The sequence below is a fragment of the Agrobacterium sp. MA01 genome (genome assembly GCF_009650195.1).
GTDB lineage: Bacteria > Pseudomonadota > Alphaproteobacteria > Rhizobiales > Rhizobiaceae > Allorhizobium.
In genome coordinates, this window is the sequence record NZ_CP045854.1 from 938,711 (window position 1) to 952,723 (window position 14,013).

A 14,013-nucleotide genomic window follows, 5' to 3' on the forward strand; every position below is an offset into this window, starting at 1 on the left:
GTAGTTACTCCACCTCGGCGAGCCGCTTCACCCACATCGCCTTGAATCCCGGCCGCGACTGCACACGCGCAAGCCATTCCGCCGTTTTCGGATGCGCGTCGAACAGCGGCTGATAGGCCTGAGCGTAGCGAACGACCTCGGCCAGGTTGATATCGGCAACGGTAAAACGTCCGCCGACCGTATAATCATTGTGCGAGAAATGTGCCTCAAGCACGCCGAACGGCCGCGCGAGCATCTTGGCGACCTCGGCCGCTTCCGCCTGTCCCTCTGCCGAAGCCAGCTTGCCGCTGGCATTGGCCATGGAGATCTTGAGTGCATCCGTTTCGATCGAGGTTGCTGCAAACAGCGACCATTGCAGCATCTGCGCTTCTTCGTTGAGATCGCGCGGCGCAATCGTGCCGCCCTGCTTCTTCGCCACATAAAGCGTCTGGGCCAGCGACTCGTTCAAGACCAGCCCGTCATCCTCGATGGTCGGAATGCTGCCCATCGGGTTCACAGCGAGGAATTCCGGCGACCGCGTATTGAGCCGCGCATCCGACGCCGTCGGATCCTTGAGCTTGTAAGCCTGGATGACCGGCACCAGCTCGAAGGGTATGCCGAGCTCTTCCACGAGCCAGAGGATGCGCGTCGCGCGCGACTTGTAGACGCCATAGATCTTCAGCATGCCGGTCTCCCTTGATTGGTGGGCCGGAGGCTATCGCGCCGATGGGCTCTGGAAAAGCCGTTCGCGCTGATGGGATCGATGAATTTTGCTGATCGTCGCCGCAATTGACAGCATGCCCGAGCTGCGTTTATTGCTGAGCCTCCAGGGTCTGCAGTTCACCCAGGCGTCACCGCCCCGACAAGGGGAGCTAAACCTGCCTTTCTTCTGATCGACGAAGCTCGTTTTCCCGTGCCCCGTCGGAAGTCGGTGACCACCGGCCATGTGGTCCTTTCAAAGACCGGGCACGACCAGGAGAAATGAGATGTCGAAGACAACACATGCCTTCGCAGCCCCCGATCTGTCGGCGCTTGCCAAAAACCTGAAACGCGAACTTGAAGCGCGGGCAGACTTGCCCGGCCATGTCGAGCTATTGAACATGCTGACCCGCGCCGTCGGCTTTCGCAACTACCAGCATTTCAAGGCAAGCCGCGCGGCCGAAGACCGCCTGGCCCATCCGGTGGTGGTTGATGCCGAACCCGCCGTCGATTTCCGCCGCGTCGAACTCACCGCCCGCTGCTTCGCCGGAACCGACATCCTCGTCCGTTGGCCGGGCAAGCTCAACCAGCAGCAACTGGCGCTCTGGGTGCTCTGGTCCTTCCTGCCCGCGGGCGAGGACATGCCGGAAAAGGCGGTCAATGCGGTGCTGATGCGCCACAACGGCTTTGGCGATCACGTGCTGATCCGCCGGGAACTGGTCAATATGGGGCTTCTCACCCGCACCCGCGATTGCCGCCTCTATCGCCGGGTGGAAAAGCGCCCGCCACCGGAGGCGCGTGAGCTGATCCGCTGGGTCGGCAGTCGCCAGACCGCACGGAACTGAAGCGGAGAGAGGTTGCAGGGACGGGCGGCCGTGGCCGCCGGTCTCTCAACCGACTTTGGGAAGAAATTGCCGTTCGCGTTCCAGGAGAATGCGTGACCAGTCCGGATGGAACTGGCTGACTTCAAGCATCTCCCGCACGCTGTCGCGATCCATGGGACGCGAGAAATAATAGCCCTGGCCTGCCTTGCAATCGAGCGACAACAGATGCTCGGCCTGGCCCTCTTCTTCGATGCCCTCTGCAATCACCCAGATGCCGAGCCCTCGTGCGATGTCGAGCAGTCCTTTGGTGATCACCGATCCGCTTCCGGCGTCGGCCAGGCGGCGAACGAAGCACTTGTCGATCTTGATGACATCGACCGGGACCGTCAGAAGATGGGTGAGCGACGCAAAACCGGTGCCGAAATCGTCGAGCGCCACCTTGATGCCGGCCTCGCGCATGGCGCGGATCTCTTCGGCAATCACGTTGTCCTTCTGGGCGAGATAGACGGATTCGGTGACCTCGGCGACGATCGCGCTGGGCTGCAGGCCGACGCGGCTCACCGCATCGACGATCCGCTGCGTCAGTCCACCACGGTGGAAATCGGCGGCGGACAGGTTGAGACCGATACGCGAAAATTGCAGCCCGTCTCGCTGCCATTCGATGCAAGCCGCCGCAATGCGCTCCAGCATGCGCTCGGTGATCTCGATCGCCACATGCGCATCCTTCATCGCCTCCTGAAAATGGGCGGCAGCGACGATGCTGCCATCGGCCATCTTCATCCGGCAGAGCGACTCAAATCCCATGATCCGCCCGGTGGCGAGTTCAACGATCGGCTGGTAATGGGCGTCGATGCGGTCCTCGCGCAGCGCCCGATCCACCTCCTGCACGGCGCGGAAGCGCTTGACGATGGAAGTGCCGAGACCCGGTGCATATTCGAGATAGCGCCCGCGCGCCCGTTCCTTGGCGTGATAGAGTGCGTAATCCGCGTTCTGGCGCACCTGCTGCGGGCTGCGCTCGACGCCGGCCTTTGCGCCGCCGAGTGTGGCGGCAGGATAGATCAGGTGCCCAGCGCAGTCGGCCGGCTCCTTGATCCGCTGGATCAACGCTTCGGCGAGTTCTGTCGGGTCCGTTGCCTCCAGACAAGGCACGATCACGGCAAACTCGTCACCTCCGAGGCGGAAGGTCATCTCTGCGGGAGCGCGATCCTGCAAGCGATGCGCCACGATCCGGATCAGGTCATCGCCGGCGCTGTGGCCGAAGGTGTCGTTGACCATTTTCAGATTGTCGAGGTCGATCAGCATCAGCGCCCAGTCCTGGCCGCGGCGCGACACGTCATCGATCGTCTCGTTGAAGCGGCTGCGGTTGGGCAGGCCGGTCAGGTTGTCGGTTTCAGCGAGCTTGCGTCGCTCGGCGATCCGCTGGTCGCGCTCTATGGCGATGGCGCAGAGATGCACGCAGGCTTCGACGGCCGCCTTTTCTGCATCCGAGGGACCGCGCGTGACACGGTAGTAGAAGGCGAAGGTGCCGAGCACCTTTCCGGCGCCGATGATCGGTGTAGACCAGCAGGCCCTCAGGCCGTTCGGCAAAGCCAGGCCTTTGTAGGGCTGCCAGTAGGGATGTGTGTCGATATCCTCGACCAGAACCGGCTCGCCGAAATGCGCGGCGGTCCCGCAGGAGCCGACGCCGGGTCCGATCGCGGTGCCATCGATGGCGGAGGTGTATTCGAGCGGCAGCGATGGACCGGCAAGATGCCTCAGCCGCCGCTCGTCGTCGAGCAGCAGCACCGAGCAGACGACATCGTCGCTGATCGCTTCCACCTCGCGGCAGAGTCTATCGACCGTCTCCGCCAGGGGATGCCCCGTCGCGATCATCTCGAGAATGGTGTTCTGCAGTTTCAGGAACATGGGCTTCGCTGCATTAGGGTCGTCGGCGATTAGATCAGCGCGACCTTAAACAGAGATTACGACTACCCGAAAATACCGGTGTTGGTTTCCGCTTGGTTAACGCACGAGCATGGCCTTGATCGTGTCACCGCGTAATGCGCGCATTGTCTGCGATGCTGAGATGCCCATAGTCGGTCTCTCCATCCGAAAGCTCGTCGCCGACGCGCTCCTTCCAGCGATATCCGAGGATCGCACCCTTATCTGCACCCTCGACGATATTGCCGCGGATCACGGTTTGGCCGGCGCCCTCGACCACGCTCACCCGCATGCCTTCCGGGCTGTCGCGCAGGATGTTGTCGCTGACGATGACATTGCGCAGATAAGGGCCCCAGCCGATGGCAAGCGCCGCCGTCTCCGCGCCTTCGACGAGATTGCCGCTGACCAGCGTATCGGCCTCGACCGAGATGCCGAAGCCGAAGCTGCTGATCGTCGGCACATAGGGGCCCTTGTTGACGATCCGCCTGATGATGTTGCTGCTGACGGTGGACAGGCGCCCGCCATGATCGAAATTGGCGACTGAAATGCCGATCGCCGCGCCATCGATGATGTTGCCGGATATCAGCGCGCCCTCGAACTCGAATTCGGCATAGATGGCCGTTTCGCCGGATCGGAAGGCCTGGTTGCCGCTGATCGTGATGTTGGAGGCAGAGTTGGCCCGGATCGCCGAGAAGGCGCAGTCCGACACATGGTTTTGCGACACCAGCACATTGTCGGCGCGAAAGACGTTGATCCCGTTGCCATACTGCCCGGTGCCGCCATTGGTCGCGCCGATCCGTGCCACCCTGTTGCCCGCAATGACGCTGCCGTCTTCGCCCTTCGTCCAGCGATGCACGAGGATGCCGCCATTGCCGCAGTCGAAGATCTGGTTGTTGCGGATCGAGAAGGCCTTGCCTTCGATCGCCCAGATGCCGGCATCAGTAGCGCCCGAGATGCGCGTGGTATCAATGCGGCCGCCGCAGCGTGCCAGATAGATCCCGCATTTGCGGCTGCCGGTGATCTCGCAAGCCTCGATCGTCACGTCGTCGACACTGCGGAAGGAGAAGAGCCCCTCGGCATAATCGGCAAGCCAGCGATTGGCGCCATCGAAGGTGAGACCCGACAGGCTGAGGCGTCGGATGTCCTGGGCTGCGATCAGATGTCCGTCGCCGCGATAGACAAGTCGCGTCAGTCCCGGCACGCCGACGATCCGGCTGCCATCGCGCAATTCGAGATTGGCGACCTCATAGGTGCCGGCCGGCAGGAAGACCGGCTGGCCCATGGCCGCCGCCCGGTCGATCAGATCCTGCAGCTTGGCGCTCTGGTCGTCTTCGGTGCCCGGCAGGATCCCGGCTTCGGCCGCGTCGAAGCCGCCGCGCAGTTCCGCCATGGCAAGTGTCTGGGCGGATGCAAGGCGCAGGCCGCCGGGCAGGCCCGCTGTCGCAAAGAGCCCGCCAAAGCCGATCATGACCGAGCGTCGAGAAGGCATGTGTCCGTTCCGTTTACGGCTTTCACTGTCAGGCCAGAACCTTGGAGGAAGCGTGCAGCCCCGGCAAGAACAGGCTTAAAACAGTGTTAACGGCGCGCGTGAAGCGCTTCGCCTTTGGTCTAAGCAATTTCAGGCAAAGACTTGAGCCAGATCAAGGAAACTTGCCGGGTTGATCCTATTGTCACAACAGAAAGACATGAACACGAAGGAAAACGATCATGCTTCGCCTCGCTGCAGTTCTCTATATCCTCGTCGCCAGCGCCGTTGGCGGTGCGGCGGTGATCGCGGTTCTGTCGCTCGACATGCGCGAAGGCTGGCAGATCGCATCCGCCTTCGCAGCCGGTCTCGTCCTTTCGGTCCCGATTTCGGCAATCCTGGCGAAGAAGATCTACAACGCCTTGCAAGGGCCGAAACCGGTCTGAGCCATTCCCTTCGGCGTGGGACGCAAGCCCTTCCTGTCCTGGCGGAGCGGGGAGGGTGGTGAACAACCAGTCCCATGACGACCGGCCGGCATTTTCTCGGGGGAGGGAGTGCCGGTCGGGTCGTTTCCGTTCCAGCTGCGCGCTGCCGTGCCGCCCTGAGACCGTCAGCCTTCGTCCTGCTCGAAGCGCTTGAATTGCGCCTCCAGGCCCTCGGTAAAGCGGGCATAGAGCCGCCCGAATGTCTCCACATCCGCGTCGGACCAACCGGCGGTCGCCTCGGTGATCGTCTCGCGCTTGATGGCCTCGATGTCATCGAGCACCTTGCGGCCCGCAGCCGTCACCCTGACAAGGCTGCGGCGGCCGTCCTTCTGCGAGGCCGCGCGCTCCAGCAGCCCCTGTTTGACGAGATCCGCAACGATCCGGCTGCCCCGCGAAGGATCGATCCTCAGCTGTTCGGCGATCGTGCCGACCGTCACCTCCTGCTGGCTGCCGATCCGCTTGATGACGCCGATGGCATCGAGGTCCGACAGTTCGAGCCCCGTCCCGATGCGTTGCAAGGCCATGCGCCCGATGAAGCGGCGGCCGATCAACAGCCGCATGCGCGTCATGGCTTGCCCGATGGCAGCCAGCGAGGCGTCGCCCCCTTCCGGCAGGCTGTCGGGCAGGGCATCCACGGTTTCGGGCTCAGTGTTCGAGAGTTTGGTGTGCGAAGCAGACATCATGGTTCCAGCATAGCAAAGGTCGAACGGTGCGGAAAGCAAAATGAATGCCTTCAGCAAATATGTGCTATTGACATATAAATGCGAGGGGCACATTTTGTGGCCAGACAGGAGCCCCCGATCCATGACCAGAGCCACCACCGCCGCCCCCTCCGGGCCCGATCCCCGTTTCGAACCGCATCCGACAGCGAGCGCCACCGCCGCGCCGTCCGCAGACAATACGCCGCTGGTCACGGATCCCAGGCTCCGCCTTTTCGTCTATCTTCTGCTGATGTCGGCCATGTTCATGGCGACCCTCGACAACCAGATCGTCTCGACCGCGCTTCCGACCATTGTCGGCGAATTCGGTGAACTGGAACGCTTCGGCTGGGTCGGCTCCGCCTATCTGCTCACGACCAGCGCCGTCATGCCGCTCTATGGCAAACTCGGCGATCTCTTCGGCCGCAAGTATGTGATCATGGCAGCCATCGCGATCTTCACGCTCGGCTCTCTGGTCTGCGGTCTTGCCGTCTCCATGGATACGCTGATTGCCGCCCGCGTGCTGCAGGCGCTCGGCGGCGGCGGCATCATGGTCTCGATCTTCTCGATCAATGCCGATCTTTTCGAGCCGCGCGAACGGGCCCGCTACCAGAGCTATTCGAGCCTCGTGCTGATGGCCTCTGGCGCGCTTGGCCCCGTCCTCGGCGGCACGCTGTCGGATCTCTTCGGCTGGCGCTCGATCTTCCTCGTCAACCTGCCGATCGGCATCGCCGTCCTGATCGGCCTTGCCTTCCTGCTCCCCTATCGCAAGCCGAACCGCAAACCGAAGATCGACTATGCCGGCGCGATCCTGCTCGCCGGTGCCGTCGCCTCCATCGTCTTCTGGGCTGATAGCGGCCAGATCTTCGGCTCGCTGCTCGCCTGGGAAAGCCTCGCCGTCGTCGCCTTCGGTGCCCTCTGCGCGGTCGGTTGGGTCCTCGTCGAGCGCCGTGCGCCGGAGCCCGTCGTGCCCCTCTCGCTCTTCTCCAAGCCCACCATCAACCTGCTGCTGATCATATCGCTGGTCTCGGGCGCGATCGGCATCGGCTCGGTCAACTACATCGCCCTCTATCTGCAAACGACGACCGGCCTTTCGCCCTCCATGGCCGGCCTGCTCTTCGTCGCGACAACAGGCGGCATCGCCATCGGCTCGATCGCCGCCGGTCGGCTGATCGCGAAAAGCGGCCGCTACAAGCCCTTCTCGATTGCGTCTGCAGCCCTCGGCGTTGTCAGTCTTGGCATTTTCTCCTTCCTGCATGCCGGAACCCCGCTGATCTTCATCGCGCTGGTCATGCTGCTCCAGGGCTTTGGCGTCGGCATCGGCCAGCAGGTTCCCGTCATCGGCGTCCAGAATGCCGCTTCCCGCGCTGACGTGGGCGCCGCCACCGGAACGGTCACGCTGACGCGCATGGGCGGCGCCGCGATCGCAATCTCCATCTACGGCGCCATCGTCAGCTCCGGCCTCACCCAGGTCCAGATCGCGCTGCCCGGCGGTGTCGATTTCCGCAACCTCACTCCGGAAGGCCTCGCCGCCCTGCCGGAGGCCGCCCGTGCCCTGGTTGCCAACGCCTATTCGGACGCCTTCGTGCCGCTCTTCCTGACGGCCTCCGGCATGATGGTGATCGGCCTGATCGCGGCGCTCCTCCTCCCCAATATCCGCCTGCCGCGCGAAGGCGAGGGCAAGCCCGCGGCCGCTGCCGGCGCTTAAACGTTGAGACAGAAATGAAAGACCCCGGCGTGCGAAGCGCCGGGGTCTTGTCTTGCAGGATAGCTTTTGGGTCGATCAGGCCGCGTAGCGCTGGGCGTTACCGTCCTTCTGGACCTTGAAGCGCGCGACAAGCGATCGTAGATGCGCGGTCTCTTCGGCAAGCTTTGCGGTGCTGGCGGCGGCTTCTTCCACCATCGCCGCATTCTGCTGGGTCATCTGGTCCATCTGGTTGACGGCCATGTTGACCTCGGCGAGACCCGTCGACTGCTCCTGGGCGGCCGTTGCGATCGAGGTCACCTGGCTCGCAATACCGACAACCTTCGTCTGGATGTCGCTCAGCGCCTGGCCGGTTGAGCCGACGAGGTCGACGCCTGTCCGCACCTCCTGCGAGGACTTGGTGATCAGCGTCTTGATGTCCTTGGCAGCCGTTGCCGAACGCTGGGCGAGTTCGCGCACTTCCTGGGCGACGACGGCAAAACCCTTGCCCGCTTCGCCGGCCCGCGCCGCTTCAACGCCGGCATTCAAGGCCAGAAGGTTGGTCTGGAAGGCGATTTCGTCGATCACGTTGATGATCTGCGAGATTTCCTTCGAGGCCTGTTCGATCCGGCTCATCGCCGACGTCGCCTCGCCGACCACGCCGGAAGAAGCCTCTGCGAACTGCCGGGCTTCCGTCACCATCTTGCTCGAATCCTGCGCCCGCTCAGTCGAGGTCTTGACGGCGACCGTGATTTCCTCAAGCGCCGAAGAGGTTTCCTCCAGCGAGGCGGCCTGGTTCTCGGTGCGGCGCGACAGGTCATTCGAGGCCTGGCGGATCTCGTCGGCGCCACCATTGATCGCATCGGCCGACTGGCGAACCTGCTGCATCAGGTTGCGCAGGCTGGCCATGGCCTCGTTCACATTCGTCTGCAAGCTGGCAAAGACGCCTTGATAGTGTCCTTCCATGCTCTCGGTCAGGTCGCCCTGGGCAAGGGCGGAGATCACCCTGCCGGTCTCGGCGATGCCGGCATCGACGGATTGAACCAGCGTGTTGACGTTGGCGGCGAAACGGTCGAGGTCCGGATTGTCGTAGCGCTTGGTGATGCGACGGGTGAAGTCGCCGGCAACGGCGGCATCGACCACGGTCGCAATGTTCGACTGCAGGTCGGCATTCTTCTCCTGCAGCGCTGCTTCCTGGGCAGCGATGTCACGGATCTTGATGGCGTTCTGCTTGAAGACGTCGACGGCCTTGGCCATCAGCCCGATTTCGCTTCTGTGGTCGAGGCCGGGAACGACGGTATCGAGCTTGTTGTCGGCGAGCGCACCCATGGCGCCGGTAATCTGGCCAATCGGCTGCGTGATGCTGCGCGCAATGAAGAAGGCGATGAAACCGGCCATGAAGAAGCCGACGGCCGCGAGCGTGCTGCCGATCACGACGGCGGTCTCCATCGTCGACTGGATGTTCGGCCCCAGCGTGTCCTGTTGCTTCTTCAGGTCTAGCTTGAGCTGCTCCACCGATTTCGACAGCTGATCCCCGGCGACGTTCATCGTCTCGCTGATCAACTGGTTCCGGCTCTTGATCACCTCATATACCGACTGGATGGCGGCTTCGTAGGTCGCCAATTCGGTCGCAAGCCTGTCGAGCGTAGCAGTCGCGGCGGGATCGGTTGAGCTCGCTTTGATTTCTGCGACTTCCTCACGCGCCTTTTCGGCAAACGTCTTGGCGTTTTCGAATGCGTCATCGCTGTTGTTCAGCAGGAACTTGTTGGTTCCCAGGCGGAGGCTGCTGATGTCATACTTCAATCGCTCGAGCGTAGCGACCGCCTCGACGTTCCCGGAGGTCGCAACAGACTCGCTGATCGCCTCCAGTTCCGCGGCCATCTTCGGCCCGAGTGTGTCGAGCGTTCCGTCCACGAGTTCTTCGCGCTGGGTCTGCAGCGTCACGACCTTGTCGAAGCCTTGCGCATAGGTATCGATGATGCCGTGGTAGCCGGAAACGGCCGTTTTTGCCGTGTCGCTCAGCTTATAGCTCAGCATGGTGTCGACCGATGCCTTCGTCGTCGCGAGACGTGTCGTTACATCCTGCTTCAGTTCGTCCGAAGGGTCGGCGCGAAACTTGCGGAAGGCGAGCCGCGCTTCCAGCATATTGGCCTGGATACGGCCCGCTTCGTTCGTCTGCCTCGCGCTCTCGCGATATTCCGCGAATGACGCCTCGTTGCTGAGGTTTGAATAGACGCCGGCCCCGGCGATGACGCCGAGCACGACCAGCACCGACCCAAAGCCCAGATAGATCTTGCTGCCAATCTTCATGTTGTGAAGCACGTTCGTTCGCCCTGCCCAGATGTGAAATGTTGAACGGATCGTGATCGAGACGCCTTAAAAAGTTATGAAACACTAATATCTGCAATACTAAAGATCATAGTTGCGTGCCGATCTGAAGGGGAAATACGACTTCCGGTAAAAGTCTATCCGAAGCAATTCCCCACATGCGGGCACCACGACGTCACAGCTCCAATTCGGGGGGGCAACATGACGGCGCACGCAAGTCACCCCCGGTCATAAGCTTCGCGCCAGCCGCAGCTGACAGGGTGCCGGCAACGATGTCAGTGAATCGGTGCAGCATGTTGAAGCCTCTCCCGTCCGGCCCGGCCTCCCTCCTGTCGAAGCGGCTCTTGTCGCTCGGCCTCGGTACGGCTCTTGTCGGCTCGCTCTCAGGCTGCATCCTGATGACCGATACCAGCCGCATGAACATCGAGGTCTTCCAGGATGAGGTGGCCCCGGTCTGGTACGATCCGGCCCGCACGCCGCCGGCCGCCGACCAGAGCGCACCGCAAAAGCGCGACCTTTACCGCACCCAGTTCCACCAGACCTATGGTCTGCCGGTCTCCAACCCGCTGCATCGGACGCTCTACGGCGTGATGGTCGATGATGGCCACACGCTTCCCGCCATCCCGCTCGACCGCGTACGCTCCGACATGCTGCGCCAGGAGGTGAGCTACCAGTCGACGGAAGCCCCGGGCACCATCGTCGTCGACACCAGGGCGCACTACCTCTATCTCGTCCAGCCGAACGGCAAGGCGATCCGCTACGGCGTCGGGCTCGGCCGTGACGGTTATGCCTGGTCGGGCCGGGGCGTGATCCAGCGCAAGGCGAAATGGCCGCACTGGACGCCGACCGACAACATGGTCGAGAACAATCCCAACCTCAGACCCGTTTCCGCGGCCCGCGGCGGTCTGGTCGCAGGCCTCAACAATCCCCTCGGCGCGCGTGCGCTCTACATCTATCAGGACGGCAAGGATACGCTCTACCGTGTCCACGGCACGCCGGACTGGCAGTCGGTCGGCAAGGCGACGTCCTCGGGCTGCGTGCGCATGTTCAATCAGGATGTCATCGATCTCTTCGATCGCGTGCCCGACAACACCCCGATTGTTGTCATTTAGCGACACTCATTTGCGACCTTAGCCCTCTCTCCAAAACGTGAGGGGGTGGTAGCGTTGCTTTAATTGAACCTTTCCTGTTTGCATCGCATCATCGCGGAACAAAGCGCACCTCCCAGCGTCTTCATCCGCAGAACTGCTACAGGAAACTCATACCTAAATGTCCTCTACACCCAATTTGACCCGCCGTTCGCTTCTGTCCCTGACAGGCCTCGGCGCGGCATCCCTGCTGGCCAGCTGCACGACCTCCTCCCGTCCGCTTCCGCCGGGTACCCGTCTGGAAGGCCCCGTTGTGCCGGCCGCGCCGAGTGGCCGCACCCCTGAACTCGATGCCATGTATGGCGAGGTTTATGACGGCGGCTACGTCATTCCGGCCGTCCCCTACTGGCGCATTCCGGAGCGCTTCTATCGCCAGCAGGTGATCGATCCCACCGGCGAAGCCCCCGGCACCGTTGTCGTCGATACCCCGAACCGCTTTCTCTACCTCGTCGAGCGTGGCGGAACCGCCATGCGCTATGGCGTTGGCATTGGTCGCGACGGTTTTGCCTGGGGTGGCGCCGGCGTCATCCAGTGGCGTCAGAAATGGCCGAAATGGACCCCGCCGGACGAAATGATCGCCCGCCAGCCGGAACTCGAGAAATACTCGGTCCGCAACGGCGGCAAGCCCGGCGGCCTCGACAATCCGCTGGGTGCACGTGCGCTTTACATCTTCCAGAATGGTCAGGACACGCTCTACCGTCTGCACGGTTCGCCGGAATGGAGCTCCATCGGCAAGGCCGTCTCCTCCGGCTGCGTCCGTCTGATGAACCAGGACATCATCGATCTCTACGAACGCGTGCCGACAAAGGCAAAGATCGTCGTCCGCCAGTAACCGGCGTCCTTGATCGGATCGCGCGCGGCAATCACCGCAAGAAGACAGAAGGCCCCGCCGGTGACGGCGGGGCCTGTTTGCATTGCGGGGTCTCGAATGCGCGTCGAGATCAGGCGGCTTCAAGCGCCTTTTCGATCTCCTGAACCGTGTGGCCGGTCAGGTCCTTGTCGAGTTCGCCGACCAGCACCGCGGAGAGCTGCTTGTGGTAGCTCTTGCGCATCTCGCCGAGCGTCCGCGGTGCCGCGATGATCACAAGGTTCTTGATCTTGCCGTCGAGCACCTGTTTGTTCAGCATTTCGGTGACACCGTTGCTGAAGCCGTCCTCGTCCTGCTGGCTGTCGTCGGGATTGGCGGCGCTGCTGGAATGGCGGGCGCCGGACGGGATTTTCGAACCGTCGATTTCTTCGGACGGAATGGCCTTCAGCTTGATTTCAAGAGCATTCCCTTCGTTCTGGAAGAGGCTCAGCTTCTCGCCGTCGGCAACGGCAATCACGGCATTCTGCGGTACTTGCATGGGCATTCTCCTTGATGGTCTGTGCGGCGCTCGCTTGGAGGTGTCGTCACCGCAGTTGACCGAAGGACAACCCTTCGCGTGCAGATCGGTTCCTCGTTCCACCCGCCGGCCGAGGGGCGGATTGACGCGGCTTATTCCCGACAGCGAAATGGGCTGAACGAGCTCGCAGCACCCGCATTCATGCTGGCGATGGTCAGACCATTGGCAACCTCTATGTCGGCTTCCGTCTGCGGACAGGCATCGATATCGGCAAGACAGCCGCTGTCGATGAATGCCTGGTTCTGGACCAGGAATATGTCCGAAACGCCCTCGCGTCCGACATGGTCGAGGATCTCGGCAAAGGCCTGCCGGTAGACGTCGCATTTCTTCCGCTGCCAGTCCGACCGTGCTTCTGCCGTGGTGCCGGCTTCCTGCGCCATGGCATGCGTGCCGGGCGCCATCAGTGTCGTTGCCAGCGACAGCGTGAAAGCCAGACGGACGATCGTCCGACCAGTCATCGCGCAAACTCTTCAAAGACCGCTTCACCGATCTCGGCAATCGCCGCGTCCCGCGTCTTCAGCGGATGTTTCCTGCCGTCCATGTAGATCGCAATGACGAGCGGCGCGCCTTGCGGCGGGCGCAGGAGCGCCACCACCCCACGCGTGCCATGCCCGCCCGCACCGCCGCGATCGGCGATTGTCCAGCCCTTTGGCAGCTTGGCCCGCAGCAGGCCGCCGGCCACGGCATTCGCCGCCATCCAGGCTTCCAGCTGGTCGCGGGCGGCAGGGGCAAGCGCGCCGTCCAGCAACAGCCGGTGAAGCGTCTGCGCCATCGCCTCCGGTGTCGTCGTGTCGCGCGGGTCGCCGGGTTTCGCCTCGTTGACCTCTGGCTCATAACGGTCAAGCCGCGTGGTCGCATCGCCGATGCCGCGCAGGAAGCCTGTCACTTCGGCCGGCCCGCCGAGCACTTTGAGGATCGCATTGGCGGCGGCATTGTCACTGGTCCGCAGCGTGATCTCGCAGAGCTCTCGCGTGGAGAGGCTCGTGCCGACCCGCGTCTCCGTCACCGGCGAATGCGGTCGCAGGTCCGCTTTTGTGATGCGTGTCGTCTGCTCGAGAACCGCATCGCCACCCGACAGGGCTGCCGCGCAGGCGAGCGACTTGAAGGTGCTTGCCATGGCGAAGCGCTCATCGTCCCGGTAGGCGACGACTGCGCCGCTGCCCGTGTCGATGACCGAAAGCCCGACCCGCATGCCGAGCTTCTGCTCCACGCGCTTGGCCGCCGCGACGATCTGGCCTTCGGCAGCCTGCACGGACGCTGGCATAGCTATGCCCAGGAGCATCAGCGGCAGAACGAGAAGCTGGATTTGGGCGGTGATACGGCGAGCGGTAAGGGTTCTCGATGGTGTCATGCGAATCTCTCCTTCTGCTGCCTGCATCGGGGGCAATCAAGGCATCA

13 protein-coding genes are annotated in these 14,013 nt (G+C 62.9%); 5 read left to right on the forward strand and 8 right to left on the reverse strand.

Translation table 11 applies throughout. The features are described 5' to 3' along the window. Positions 1-4: 4 nt before the first annotated feature. Positions 5-664 carry a glutathione S-transferase family protein gene (locus tag GH983_RS04430; RefSeq protein ID WP_153761739.1) on the reverse strand — a complete coding sequence of 220 codons (660 nt, stop codon included), beginning with the start codon at positions 662-664 and terminating at the stop codon, positions 5-7. 301 nt (positions 665-965) lie between these two features. Between GH983_RS04430 and GH983_RS04435 the strand changes: the two genes are divergently transcribed. Beyond that, positions 966-1,523 carry a DUF2087 domain-containing protein gene (locus GH983_RS04435; RefSeq protein ID WP_153761740.1) on the forward strand — a complete coding sequence of 186 codons (558 nt, stop codon included), beginning with the start codon at positions 966-968 and terminating at the stop codon, positions 1,521-1,523. 45 nt (positions 1,524-1,568) lie between these two features. Here the strand turns inward: GH983_RS04435 and GH983_RS04440 are convergent, their stop codons facing one another. Then, positions 1,569-3,407, reverse strand: coding sequence for a bifunctional diguanylate cyclase/phosphodiesterase (locus GH983_RS04440; protein ID WP_153761741.1), 1,839 nt, complete (start codon positions 3,405-3,407; stop codon positions 1,569-1,571). A 124-nt stretch (positions 3,408-3,531) separates the two neighbouring features. Beyond that, complete coding sequence (locus tag GH983_RS04445; protein ID WP_153761742.1) at positions 3,532-4,911, reverse strand: TIGR03808 family TAT-translocated repetitive protein; 1,380 nt, start codon at positions 4,909-4,911, stop codon at positions 3,532-3,534. A 218-nt stretch (positions 4,912-5,129) separates the two neighbouring features. On the opposite strand from GH983_RS04445, the gene GH983_RS04450 reads away from it, so the two are divergent. Further along, positions 5,130-5,333, forward strand: coding sequence for a hypothetical protein (locus tag GH983_RS04450; protein WP_054151139.1), 204 nt, complete (start codon positions 5,130-5,132; stop codon positions 5,331-5,333). Between the two features lie 164 nt (positions 5,334-5,497). Here GH983_RS04450 and GH983_RS04455 read toward each other — a convergent pair whose 3' ends face one another. Further along, a complete protein-coding gene (locus tag GH983_RS04455) occupies positions 5,498-6,052 on the reverse strand; it encodes a MarR family winged helix-turn-helix transcriptional regulator (RefSeq protein WP_194842785.1) in 555 nt (184 codons plus the stop codon). 124 nt (positions 6,053-6,176) lie between these two features. Here GH983_RS04455 and GH983_RS04460 point away from each other — a divergent pair, with 124 nt between their 5' ends. Continuing rightward, on the forward strand, positions 6,177-7,778 hold the full coding sequence (locus tag GH983_RS04460) for an MDR family MFS transporter (protein WP_153761743.1): 1,602 nt from the start codon (positions 6,177-6,179) through the stop codon (positions 7,776-7,778). 75 nt (positions 7,779-7,853) lie between these two features. Here GH983_RS04460 and GH983_RS04465 read toward each other — a convergent pair whose 3' ends face one another. Next, complete coding sequence (locus GH983_RS04465; RefSeq protein WP_246727501.1) at positions 7,854-10,064, reverse strand: methyl-accepting chemotaxis protein; 2,211 nt, start codon at positions 10,062-10,064, stop codon at positions 7,854-7,856. A gap of 311 nt (positions 10,065-10,375) precedes the next feature. Between GH983_RS04465 and GH983_RS04470 the strand changes: the two genes are divergently transcribed. Both GH983_RS04470 and GH983_RS04475 read left to right on the forward strand, forming a co-directional pair. Then, a complete protein-coding gene (locus GH983_RS04470; protein ID WP_054151137.1) occupies positions 10,376-11,194 on the forward strand; it encodes a L,D-transpeptidase in 819 nt (272 codons plus the stop codon). A 157-nt stretch (positions 11,195-11,351) separates the two neighbouring features. Continuing rightward, positions 11,352-12,062 (forward strand): L,D-transpeptidase, encoded by a 711-nt coding sequence (locus GH983_RS04475; RefSeq protein WP_054151136.1) that lies wholly within the window; start codon positions 11,352-11,354, stop codon positions 12,060-12,062. A 109-nt stretch (positions 12,063-12,171) separates the two neighbouring features. Here GH983_RS04475 and GH983_RS04480 read toward each other — a convergent pair whose 3' ends face one another. The 3 genes from GH983_RS04480 to bla all read right to left on the reverse strand — a co-directional run bounded on the left by GH983_RS04480 (position 12,172) and on the right by bla (position 13,966). Further along, positions 12,172-12,576: a host attachment protein gene (locus GH983_RS04480; RefSeq protein WP_153761745.1), complete on the reverse strand. Its 405-nt coding sequence runs from the start codon at positions 12,574-12,576 to the stop codon at positions 12,172-12,174. Between the two features lie 131 nt (positions 12,577-12,707). Then, a complete protein-coding gene (locus GH983_RS04485; protein WP_153761746.1) occupies positions 12,708-13,073 on the reverse strand; it encodes a hypothetical protein in 366 nt (121 codons plus the stop codon). Continuing rightward, positions 13,070-13,966, reverse strand: coding sequence for a class A beta-lactamase (gene bla / locus GH983_RS04490; RefSeq protein WP_210251766.1), 897 nt, complete (start codon positions 13,964-13,966; stop codon positions 13,070-13,072). The genes GH983_RS04485 and bla overlap by 4 nt, the downstream gene beginning before the upstream one ends. Between the last annotated feature and the right edge of the window lie 47 nt (positions 13,967-14,013).

What these genes read in the sequence shown, in the direction of transcription:
- GH983_RS04430 (WP_153761739.1), bottom strand. Translation starts at nt 664, where the DNA reads ATGCTGAAGATCTATGGCGTCTACAAGTCGCGCGCGACGCGCATCCTC.
- GH983_RS04480 (WP_153761745.1), bottom strand. Translation starts at nt 12,576, where the DNA reads ATGCAAGTACCGCAGAATGCCGTGATTGCCGTTGCCGACGGCGAGAAG.
- GH983_RS04460 (WP_153761743.1), top strand. Translation starts at nt 6,177, where the DNA reads ATGACCAGAGCCACCACCGCCGCCCCCTCCGGGCCCGATCCCCGTTTC.
- GH983_RS04435 (WP_153761740.1), top strand. Translation starts at nt 966, where the DNA reads ATGTCGAAGACAACACATGCCTTCGCAGCCCCCGATCTGTCGGCGCTT.
- GH983_RS04465 (WP_246727501.1), bottom strand. Translation starts at nt 10,064, where the DNA reads ATGAAGATTGGCAGCAAGATCTATCTGGGCTTTGGGTCGGTGCTGGTC.
- GH983_RS04485 (WP_153761746.1), bottom strand. Translation starts at nt 13,073, where the DNA reads ATGACTGGTCGGACGATCGTCCGTCTGGCTTTCACGCTGTCGCTGGCA.
- GH983_RS04440 (WP_153761741.1), bottom strand. Translation starts at nt 3,407, where the DNA reads ATGTTCCTGAAACTGCAGAACACCATTCTCGAGATGATCGCGACGGGG.
- bla (WP_210251766.1), bottom strand. Translation starts at nt 13,966, where the DNA reads ATGACACCATCGAGAACCCTTACCGCTCGCCGTATCACCGCCCAAATC.
- GH983_RS04475 (WP_054151136.1), top strand. Translation starts at nt 11,352, where the DNA reads ATGTCCTCTACACCCAATTTGACCCGCCGTTCGCTTCTGTCCCTGACA.
- GH983_RS04455 (WP_194842785.1), bottom strand. Translation starts at nt 6,052, where the DNA reads ATGTCTGCTTCGCACACCAAACTCTCGAACACTGAGCCCGAAACCGTG.
- GH983_RS04445 (WP_153761742.1), bottom strand. Translation starts at nt 4,911, where the DNA reads ATGCCTTCTCGACGCTCGGTCATGATCGGCTTTGGCGGGCTCTTTGCG.
- GH983_RS04450 (WP_054151139.1), top strand. Translation starts at nt 5,130, where the DNA reads ATGCTTCGCCTCGCTGCAGTTCTCTATATCCTCGTCGCCAGCGCCGTT.
- GH983_RS04470 (WP_054151137.1), top strand. Translation starts at nt 10,376, where the DNA reads ATGTTGAAGCCTCTCCCGTCCGGCCCGGCCTCCCTCCTGTCGAAGCGG.